Source organism: Streptomyces sp. NPDC107522, from assembly GCF_055657525.1.
The window spans coordinates 73,870-83,406 of record NZ_JBVKAU010000006.1 but is presented as its reverse complement, the minus strand read 5'-3'; the positions used below and the strand labels follow the sequence as shown (position 1 = coordinate 83,406).

At 72.0% G+C, this 9,537-nt stretch carries 10 protein-coding genes; 4 read left to right on the top strand and 6 right to left on the bottom strand.

The window, feature by feature from the left end:
- The first annotated feature begins 57 nt into the window (after window positions 1–57).
- Together ACZ7L6_RS20625 and ACZ7L6_RS20620 are read left to right on the top strand one after the other, a co-directional pair.
- Window positions 58–972: an NAD-dependent epimerase/dehydratase family protein gene (locus ACZ7L6_RS20625; RefSeq protein WP_471925888.1), complete on the top strand. Its 915-nt coding sequence runs from the start codon at window positions 58–60 to the stop codon at window positions 970–972.
- 26 nt (window positions 973–998) lie between these two features.
- Window positions 999–1,922 carry an RNA polymerase sigma-70 factor gene (locus ACZ7L6_RS20620; protein ID WP_471926787.1) on the top strand — a complete coding sequence of 308 codons (924 nt, stop codon included), beginning with the start codon at window positions 999–1,001 and terminating at the stop codon, window positions 1,920–1,922.
- 151 nt (window positions 1,923–2,073) lie between these two features.
- On the opposite strand, the gene ACZ7L6_RS20615 is transcribed toward ACZ7L6_RS20620, so the two are convergent.
- Window positions 2,074–2,424 (bottom strand): winged helix-turn-helix transcriptional regulator, encoded by a 351-nt coding sequence (locus ACZ7L6_RS20615; protein ID WP_471925886.1) that lies wholly within the window; start codon window positions 2,422–2,424, stop codon window positions 2,074–2,076.
- Between the two features lie 58 nt (window positions 2,425–2,482).
- Between ACZ7L6_RS20615 and ACZ7L6_RS20610 the strand changes: the two genes are divergently transcribed.
- Window positions 2,483–3,394 (top strand): NAD(P)-dependent oxidoreductase, encoded by a 912-nt coding sequence (locus tag ACZ7L6_RS20610; protein WP_471925884.1) that lies wholly within the window; start codon window positions 2,483–2,485, stop codon window positions 3,392–3,394.
- On the opposite strand, the gene ACZ7L6_RS20605 is transcribed toward ACZ7L6_RS20610, so the two are convergent.
- Together ACZ7L6_RS20605 and ACZ7L6_RS20600 are read right to left on the bottom strand one after the other, a co-directional pair.
- Complete coding sequence (locus tag ACZ7L6_RS20605; RefSeq protein WP_471926785.1) at window positions 3,363–3,881, bottom strand: HAD domain-containing protein; 519 nt, start codon at window positions 3,879–3,881, stop codon at window positions 3,363–3,365. The genes ACZ7L6_RS20610 and ACZ7L6_RS20605 overlap by 32 nt on opposite strands.
- Window positions 3,882–3,992: 111 nt before the next feature.
- Window positions 3,993–4,631 carry an RraA family protein gene (locus tag ACZ7L6_RS20600; RefSeq protein ID WP_471925882.1) on the bottom strand — a complete coding sequence of 213 codons (639 nt, stop codon included), beginning with the start codon at window positions 4,629–4,631 and terminating at the stop codon, window positions 3,993–3,995.
- Window positions 4,632–4,797: 166 nt separating this feature from the next.
- Between ACZ7L6_RS20600 and ACZ7L6_RS20595 the strand changes: the two genes are divergently transcribed.
- Window positions 4,798–5,640: a nitroreductase/quinone reductase family protein gene (locus ACZ7L6_RS20595; protein ID WP_471925880.1), complete on the top strand. Its 843-nt coding sequence runs from the start codon at window positions 4,798–4,800 to the stop codon at window positions 5,638–5,640.
- Between the two features lie 242 nt (window positions 5,641–5,882).
- Here ACZ7L6_RS20595 and ACZ7L6_RS20590 read toward each other — a convergent pair whose 3' ends face one another.
- From ACZ7L6_RS20590 to ACZ7L6_RS20580, 3 genes are all read right to left on the bottom strand, one after another.
- The gene (locus tag ACZ7L6_RS20590) at window positions 5,883–7,901 is read right to left on the bottom strand and encodes a HelD family protein (RefSeq protein ID WP_471925878.1); all 2,019 of its coding nucleotides are present in this window, start codon (window positions 7,899–7,901) and stop codon (window positions 5,883–5,885) included.
- A gap of 92 nt (window positions 7,902–7,993) precedes the next feature.
- Window positions 7,994–8,608: a TetR/AcrR family transcriptional regulator gene (locus ACZ7L6_RS20585; protein ID WP_471925876.1), complete on the bottom strand. Its 615-nt coding sequence runs from the start codon at window positions 8,606–8,608 to the stop codon at window positions 7,994–7,996.
- A 40-nt stretch (window positions 8,609–8,648) separates the two neighbouring features.
- Window positions 8,649–9,536 carry a hypothetical protein gene (locus ACZ7L6_RS20580; protein WP_471925874.1) on the bottom strand — a complete coding sequence of 296 codons (888 nt, stop codon included), beginning with the start codon at window positions 9,534–9,536 and terminating at the stop codon, window positions 8,649–8,651.
- Between the last annotated feature and the right edge of the window lies 1 nt (window position 9,537).

Sequence of the window (9,537 nt, the reverse complement as noted above, 5' to 3'; positions counted from 1 at the left end):
CCCGGGCTGTCTCGTCCCAGGTGCAGAGACGGATTCGGAGTCGGGAAGGTGAGGATCATGCGGGTGTTCGTGGCAGGGGGGACCGGGGCACTGGGGCGGCGACTGGTGCCGCAGCTGGTGGCGCGTGGGCATCAGGTGACGGCCACGACGACGAGCGCGGCCAAGCTGGGGCTGCTGGAGCAGCTGGGTGCGCGGGGTGTCGTGATGGACGGGCTGGACGGGATGTCGGTCGGTGAGGCGGTGGCCGCGGCGCGGCCGGACGCGATCGTCCACGAGATGACCGCGATCTCCGGCAAGGCGGACATGCGGCACCCCGACCGGACGTTCGCCACCACCAACCGGCTGCGCATCGAGGGCACGGACCACCTGTTGGCCGCCGCCGACGCGACCGGCGTCCCCCATGTCGTCGTCCAGAGCTTCGCGCAGAGCTACGGGCCCGGCGCGGGGCTGCTGACCGAGGAGGACCCCCTCGACCCGGGCACGGGGACGATGGCGCAGCGGGTCTCGGCGGGGGTCCTGCACATCCAGGACGTCGTGCCCAAGGCCGGCGGCACGGTCCTGCGCTACGGCGGGTTCTACGGGCCGGGCGCCAGTGACGACGTGGTGGAGTTCGTGCGCAAGCGGAAGTTCCCGCTCGTCGGCGCCGGCACCGGATGGAACTCGTGGGTGCATCTCGACGACGCGGCGAGCGCCACCGTCCTGGTCGTGGAGCAGCAGGCGAGGGGCGTGTTCAATATCGTCGACGACGAGCCCGCCCAGGTCCGCGACTGGCTGCCGTATCTGGCCGCCTGCGCGGGGGCGAAGCCGCCGATGCGGGTGCCCAGGTGGCTGGCCAGGCTGCTGGCCGGGGAGTTCGCGGTGACCCTGATGACCGAGGGCCGCGGCTTCTCCAACGCCAGGGCCAGGCGCGAGCTCGGCTGGGAGCCGCGGTACCCGTCGTGGCGCCAGGGCTTCAAGGAGGAACTGGCGTGACCCGGACAGAGGGGGAGTTCGAGGACGTGACCCGCACCGAGGAGTTCGAAGAGCTACGGCCGCTGCTGTCGGCGATCGCCTACCGCATCCTCGGCAGCGTGAGCGAGGCCGAGGACGCGGTCCAGGAGACCTGGCTGCGTTACGAGGCGTCCCCGACCCGGCCCGCCTCGCCCAAGGCCTTCCTCTCGGCCGTGGTGACCCGGATCTCGATCGACGTGCTGCGCTCGGCCCGCGTCCGGCGGGAGACGTACGTCGGGGCATGGCTCCCCGAGCCCCTGCTCACCGACCCCTACGAGGATCCGGCGCGGTCGGCGGAGCTGGCCGACTCGGTGTCGATGGCGGCCCTGTTGCTGCTGGAGCGGCTCAGCCCGCTGGAGCGCGCGGTGTTCGTGCTGCGCGAGGTGTTCGGGTTCGGCTTCCCCGAGGTCGCGTCGGCGGTGGGGCGCTCGGAGGCGGCGTGCCGTCAGCTCGCGACGCGGGCGCGGCGCCACATGGAGGCGGGGCGCCCCCGGTTCGAGGCGGACCGCCGGGAGCGGGAGGAGCTGGCGGCGCGGTTCTTCGACGCGCTCAGGGAAGGCGACGTCGACGGCCTGCGGGAGCTGCTCGCCGCCGATGTGCAGATGGTCGGCGACGGAGGAGGCAAGGCCCCGCAGCTGGCCAGGTCGATCTTCGGCGCCGACAACGTGGCCCGGGTGCTGGCCGCGAACTTCCCCTTGCTCATGCGGGTCGACGCGACGCTGGAGCCGCACGAGGTCAACGGCCAGCCGGGCGCGGTCCTCCGCGACCGGCACGGCAAGGTGATCAACACCTTGGCCCTCGACGTCCTCGACGGGCGGATCCAGACGGTCCGCTCCGTGCAGAACCCCGACAAGCTCGGGCACGTGGGCCCGGTCGGCGACGCCTGGGCGGTCGCCCGCGAGGTGAAGCAGGTTCGCCGGCCCGGAGCCTGACCGCCTCCCGGGCCGGCGCTCCGCCCTCGGACGCGACGGCCAAGTACCCACTTTTTTGTGGGTACTTGGCAGCGGCCGACGGACGTCCGAACCTGTATGCGGGTGATCGGCAAGGTGCCGGGCCCCGCGGCGGACGGAGGTGAGGTTCGGATCAGGAGGCCGACCGGTCGGCGGCAGCCAACCTCTCCAGGCGGCGATGCCCCCAGTCGGAGAGCGGCGCCACGGCCTCGGCGAGGTCGCGGCCGAACTCGGTCAGGGAATACACGGTCTTCAGCGGCAGGACGTCGTACACCTCCCGGTGCACCAGTCCGTCCGTCTCCATCTCGCGCAACGCCTGGGTCAGCACCTTCTCGCTGAGGCCCGGCAGCCGGCGGCGCAGTTCCGCCGGGCGGTGCGGGCCGTCCTCCAGCAGCCACAGCAGCGAGGTCTTCCACTTGCCGTCGATCACGGCGATCGCGGCGGTCACCCCACACACATTCGGGTCATGGCGCCGATGCGTCATACCCCACCCCTTTTGTCACCGATTCATCAACTATCGCCACCCTACAAGGAGTTGAGTCATGTCCACGTACGTCGGCGAGTCCACCGTCACCGACACCGCATCCGTCACGGTCCTCGGCCTGGGCCCGATGGGCCGCGCCCTGGCGGGTGCGTTCCTGGACGCGGGGCTGCGGGTCACCGTCTGGAACCGCACGCCGGGGCGGGACGGGGAGCTCCTCGACCGCGGTGCCACGGCGGCCGTTTCCCCGGCGGAGGCGGTCGCCGCCGGCTCGCTGACCGTCGTCTGCGTGGTGAACTACGACGCCGCCGACGCCGTCCTGCGGCAGGACGCGGTCACCGACGCGCTCAAGGGCCGTACGGTCGTGAACCTGACGGCCGACACCCCGGCCCGGGCCCGGGACACGGCCGACTGGGCCGCCGCGCACGGCATCGGCTATCTGGACGGCGCGATCATGACGCCGACCACGACCATCGGAACGCCCGACGCGGTGTTCCTGCACAGCGGCCCCGAGGAGCTCTACCGCGAGCACCGCCCCGTCCTCGACGCGCTCGGCGGCACCCACACCCACCTCGGCGAGGACATCGGCCGGGCCGCCGCCTACGACATCGCCCTGCTCGACATCTTCTGGACGGCGATGGCCGGCTACGCGCACGCCCTGGCCATGGCCCGGGCCGAGGGCATCACCGCGCGCGAGCTCGCACCCCTCGCGCAGGGCATCAGCGCGATCCTGCCACCGCTGTTCGAGGAGTTCGCGGGCGACGTCGACGACGGCACGTACTCCGGCGAGCTCAACCCGATCACGTCCGCCGTCTCCTCCATGAGCCACATCGTCCAGGCCTCCGAGTCCCACGGCATCGAGGCAGGGGTGATCCGCGCCGCCGAAGGACTGGCCCGCCGGGTCGTCGGCCTCGGCCATGGCACGGACGGCTTCATGCGGGTCACCGAGCTGCTGGGCCGCCACCTGCGGTGATCCACTCCTCCACGACGGTGAAGTCCCGGTCGGTGAGGCCCCGGCGGTGGTCGACCCGGTGAAGGAGGGCGGGCGCGGGATGGTGGCCGGCGACCCAGGCCCGGTCGGCGTCGGTGATCTCGTCGTCGACCCAGACGAACGGGCGGCCGGCGGCCCGGGTCACGAGGGGCCCCGTCTTCCAGTGCAGGCCCCGGGGACCGAGACGGGGTTCCGCGCCCGCGTCCGGCCAGTCGACCACCGGCAGCGGGGGCAGGCCGAGCCAGGGTGCGAGGGCGGCGTTGGCGTCGTCCATCCAGGTCGTGGCCCACACGAGCTCGCAACCGAGCGCGGCGAGCCGCCGCAGACGCGTGCCGAGTGCGGGGTCGACGCGGGCGAGGAGAGGATGGGCGGCCGTCCCGGGCAGGGGGTGCGGCGGCTCGTACAGCGGGTACGGCCGCTGCGCCCCGAAGGGGATCAGCGTTCCGTCGACGTCGAGGAAGAGGAGCATCGGGGACAGCATCAGCCCCTGGGGGCCGTACGCAAAGAGGCGTACGGCCGCGAAGACCGCATCGCCGCGCAGGAACCGTACGGCCGCGAAGAACCGTACGGCTTCAGCCGCTCAGCCCTCGAACCCCCGCTCCGCGAGGATCTTGTCGATGCGCGCCCGGTGCGCCTCCTCCCAGGCGTCGAGGGTCTCGCCGGCCTCCTTGGCCAGCTTGGCCCGGGCCGCCGTCAGCACCTCCTCGCGGCGGGCGCCCGGCACGACCACGACGCCCTCCTCGTCGGCCACCACGACGTCCCCCGCGTCCACCGACACACCTCCGCACCGCACCCGCTGGTTCAGCGGCCGTACGACCGACTTGCCGCCCGGGATCGGGATGACGCCCCGTGCGAACACCGGGAAGCCCCTCTCCCGCACCTCCGCCAGGTCCCGGATCAGCCCGTCGGCGACGAAACCGGCGATGCCCCGGCGGTGGGCGACGGCGCAGACGTTCCCCCCGGCCAGCGCGTAGTCCAGGTCCCCCGACTCCACCACGACGACCGATCCGGGCTCCGCGCGGTGGATCGCCGCGTGCAGCATGAGGTTGTCCCCCGGCGGGCACTGCACGGTGAACGCCGGCCCTGCGACACGCGGCACCGGGTTCCACAGCGGACGTATGCCGATGTCCATCACCTGCTCACGCCCCAGCAGGTCGGCGAGGGTGGTCGTGGGGATGTCCTGAAACGGGCTGTCCTGAAATTCGGTCGCGTTGGTCATGGCAGCAAAGTTACCGTCGTGCTCATGACTGCCGGGTCGGCCTTGTGCCGTGAGCGAGTTGGGTGTTGCCCGGCCTCTGAGTGAGGCTGTGGGCGCGGGCCAGGAGCCCGCCTCTTTCTCTTCGCCTTCCCTTCGTACGGAAACCAGCGACAGAGAAAGAGAGAGAATGCCCCACGACTTCAACCAACAGGTCATCGACGAGTTCCGCGCCAACAAGGGCCGCGTCGGCGGCTACTTCGAGGGCGCGCGCCTGGTCCTGCTCACCACCACCGGCGCCCGCACCGGCCGCCCGCACACCACCCCCGTCGGCTACCTCCCCGACGGCGGCGACCGCATCCTGGTCATCGCCTCGGCCGCCGGCGCACCCAGGCACCCGGCGTGGTTCCACAACCTCGTCGCGAATCCCCAAGTCACCGTGGAAGACGGCGTGTTCACCTATGAGGCGCGGGCCGTCGTCCTCGAGGGCGAGGAGCGGGACCGGGCGTTCGCGCGGGCCGTGGAGGCGGACCCGGGCTGGGCGGCGTACCAGGAGAAGACCGAGCGGGTGATCCCTGTCGTCGCCCTGCACAGCCTCGCCCAGGGCGGTCCCGGGACCATCAACGCCTCCTCCATGGGCGAGGCCATCAAGGTCGTCCACGACGCCTTCCGTCGCGAACTCGCCCTGATCCGTGAGGAGATGACCAAGGGCGGTTCCACCCTGGGCGCCCAGCTCCGCGTCAACTGCCTCACCTTCTGCCAGGGCCTCCACAACCACCACACCGGCGAGGACACGATGCTGTTCCCGTTCCTGGCCGACGGCCGCCCCGAGCTCGCCCCCACCCTGGCCCGCCTCCGGGAGGAGCACGAACGCATCGCCGCCCTCGTCGAGGAACTGCGGCACACCGTGACCGCCGAACACCCGGACCCGGCCACCGCCCGCACCGAGGTGGAGCGGCTCACGGCGGAGCTGGAGGCGCATCTGACGTACGAGGAGGAGCAGTTGATCCCGGCCCTCGACGCCGCGGCGTGACGACACCCGGGAGACCGTCGCCGCCGGGGCCTGTCCGGCGGATCAGGCCGGCTACAAGAAACGGCTGCCGTGGACGCGGGTGAGCCGGGGTCGATGGGGGTGCCCCCGCGCGAGGTGGTTCGAGCGTGGGGGCGCGTCCAGCTGCCAGCCGGAGGAGGCCGTGCCGCAGACGGGCGTGCCAGGCCCCGCGACACCGGCATGATCCACCATCCGCCGGACAGTCCCTGGGATCCTGATGAGGCTCAGAACGGCAGCGGCCTCCCGTGCACCACCTCCAGCCCCGCCACCGCCCGCGTCAGCACCACATACAGCCGGTGCAACCCCCGCGCCTCCGCCTCCACGATCGCCGCCGGCTCCACGGCGACGACATGGTCGTACTCCAGCCCCTTCACCACACTCGCCGGCACGACGGCCACCCGTGCCCCCAGTTCGTCCGCACCTCCCGCCTCGATGCCGGCCGCCCCCAGCGCCTCCCGCACCCGCCGCACATCCCCGTCGGCCGCGACGACCCCCACGGAACCCTCCCGGGCCAGCGCATCCCGTACGGCGCCCACGACCGCCCTCGGCAGATCGCCACCTGCCTCCCGGATCCGCAACCCTCCGTCGCCCCGCAGCGAGCGAGCCGCCGGCACCTCCACGTCCAGCCGCTCCAGCAGCCGGTTGGCCAGCGCCAGGACCGCCCCGGGCACCCGGAACCCGGTCGTGAGCGGTACGACCACCGCGTCCGGCTTTCCCAGATGCCGCAGCACGGTCTCCCACGACCGCGCGGCCCACGGCGTCGTCCCCTGCGCCAGATCCCCCAGCACGGTCAGCGACCCGAAGGCCGCCCGGCGCGCGATCGCCCGGCACTCCATCGGTGACAGGTCCTGCGCCTCGTCGACGACGACATGGCCGTACCCCTTCGGATGCTCGATGAGCCCGGCCACCTCGTCGAGCAGCACGAGGTCGGCGGCCGACCAGCGCGCCGACTTCCACGACCGCGGCGGCTTCGCCCACAGCAACGCCTTCTGCTCGTCGGCGTCCAGCAGCCCGTCGGCGGCGGCCTCCAGCACCGCCGGATCGCCGAGCAGCTGAGCCACGACCTCCTCGGGCCGGACCCGCGGCCATACGGCATCGACGTACGCCCCGACCGCCCGCGACCCCGAGATCTTCCGCACCCACGCGTTGCTCTGCGGGCCGGCCCGCCGCTCGGCCTGCTCCTGGATCCGCCGCACCACCCGCGTCCGCACCCGCTCCCGCCCGACGGCGTACGGCGGCTCCTCGGCCCGCACGCCCGCGACGATCCACAGCAGCTCTCCCTGCGAGACCCGCCACCGATACGAACCGTCCGCCACCGCAAGGGAGTCGACCGACCCGGCGTGGTCCCCCACCCGCATGTACAGCACCCGCCGCAGCACCTCCGCCATCCGCACGTCGTGCTTGACGACGGCCGTCCGCTCACCGTCCTCCCCGCCGACCGGATGCCTCGCGATCTCCTCCCCCAGCGTCGACTGCCGCACGCCGGTCTCACCGAGGGCCGGGAGCACCTGGGAGATGTACGACAGGAAGGTCCGGTTGGGCCCGAGGATCAGCAGGCCGCCGCGCCGGATGCGCTGCGGATGGGTGTAGAGCAGATACGCGGCGCGGTGCAGGCCGACGGCGGTCTTGCCGGTACCGGGCGCGCCCTGCACGCACACCGACACGGCGAGATCCCCGCGTACGAGGTCGTCCTGCTCGGGCTGGATGGTGGCCGCGATGTCACGCATGGGCCCGACGCGGGGCCGCTCGATCTCCCGGGCGACGATGTCGCTGACGCGCGACTCACCCCGGTCGAGATGCTCGTCCTCCAGCCCGGTGAGGTCGGCGGAGTCCCCGCGGCTGCCCGGGGACCAGCCGAACCGCCGCCGCACGGCGACGCCCTGTGGATCACGGGCAGTGGCCTGGTAGAAGGCGCGGGAGACCGGGGCGCGCCAGTCGACGACGAGGGGCGGGTCGGCCGGGCGTTCGGTGATCCGCAGCCGCCCGATGTGCAGCGACTGCTCGACGGTGTCCAACCGCCCGAAGAACAACGGCCCTTGGGGCAGCTCCCGCATCTCCTTCGCCCGGCTGCGCAGCTGGTACCCCAGCACCTCGGCATCGGCACCGGAGGCGGAGACGTCCTCGCCGGTGACGACGTGCTCCTGGGCTCCGTCGACCATGGCGGCGAGGGCGGCGCGGCAGCGGTCGTGGTGGGCGCGTTCCTGGATGAGGGCGTGATGGAGGGCGGGGCCGGGTGACGTCATTCCACGGAGGGTACCCGAAATAACGTAACCGAGTTAAATTTTTTACTCAGCCTCACACGGGAGAACTCACCTCAGGAGGGACTCAGGAGGACTCACGAGGAAGCCAGCTGCGGCAACCCCCGCTCCAACCACCCGAACGCCCGCTCCGCCGCCGCCACCGCGTCCTCCCGCACCTCCTCCACCGACTCCCCGTCCGCGATCCGACGCCAGTTCTCGTTCGCGAGGATCCGCAGTACGGCGATGATCTGCCCGGCGGCCAGCCGCGCGTCGAGGTCCCCGCCAAGGGCCTCGGCGAGCGCGGCCTCCGACCGCTGCTGATAGGCGTACACGCGGGCGACGAGGGCGGGCGTCCCGTACAGCAGCGAGTGGAAGGCGAGCACGCGGGGATCGTCGTTCAGCCCGGTGACGGGATCGCACCGCTCCAGCCCGTCCAGAAAATGGCGGCGCAGCGCGCGAAGGGGCGCACCCTCCGCCTCCGCCACCACCCGCGCGACCTCCTGCTCGTGATCGGCGATCCGGTACAGGACGAGGTCCTCCTTCGCCGGGAAGTACCGGAACAGCGTCGGCTTGGAGATCTCGGCGGCGGCGGCCACCTCGGCGACGGAGACGGCGTCGAAGCCCTTCTCCAGGAAGAGGCGGATGGCGGTGTCCGACACCGTCTGGTACATCCGCTGCTTCTTGCGTTCGCGCAGGCCGATCTCGCTCATGGCGGTGAGCCTACGCTCGGCCGGGCCGGAGGCGGTGAGGTCAGGCAGCCGCCCGCTGCGGCCAGTCCGGCCTCTTCGACAGAGCCCAGAGATCGTCGAAGTGCTTGATCCAAGTGGAAACGGCCGCCTCCGCGGCAGCCGTGCCCTCCCGTGACCAGACGTTGAGGTCGGTTCGGTAGCCCTTCGGGTCGTAGAACTCCGGCCCCGTCTCGTGCAGCCGCATCCGCGCCGACAGGTCGTACAGACCGTGCAGCACCTGGCCGCGATTGAAGATGCAGATCTTGTCGCGCGGGATCCCGGGATAGCAGCGGTACTCGCACCGCACGGTCAGCCTGCCGGTGGCGGTGAGCCGTCCTGCGAGTTCCGAGAGGATGTCGTCGTACTCCTGACAGCGCCGGAACATGCGCAGCCGGAAGGCCTCGTCGTCCTCGGGACGGGCGTCCTCGCCGACCCTCGACGGCACGGTCATCGGCTGCCCGAAGTCCGGGACCAGCATGCGCACCGAGACCTTCCGGGTGGGTCCCGGATTGTCGAAGAGGCCCTCCAAGCGGTGGTACAGCTCGTTGTAGAGGGTCTCGCCGGTGTAGCCGAGGAAGCTGATCTCCACGTTCCGGGCCTGGAAGGCCTCGCTGACGAAGCCGCCCAGCTGACTCGAGTTCACCAGAGCGCGCGACGGCATCCGGACCGACGAGGACAGCTCCCGGACCGCGTCGTACAGCACGTAACCGACCAGGCTGAGCAGGGCACCACCGAGGAACGCCTTGCCCTCCAGGGCGTCACCGACCGGCTTGACGAACTGTGCGGTCAGTCCGGTGACGAAGATGCCGATCAGCAGGACCCGGGTCACCACGGGTTCGAAACGGTCCTGATACCGCCTCAGCCGGTGCCCCACTCCGCCCTCGTCCGACCCGTTCCCCCGCTCGGGCATG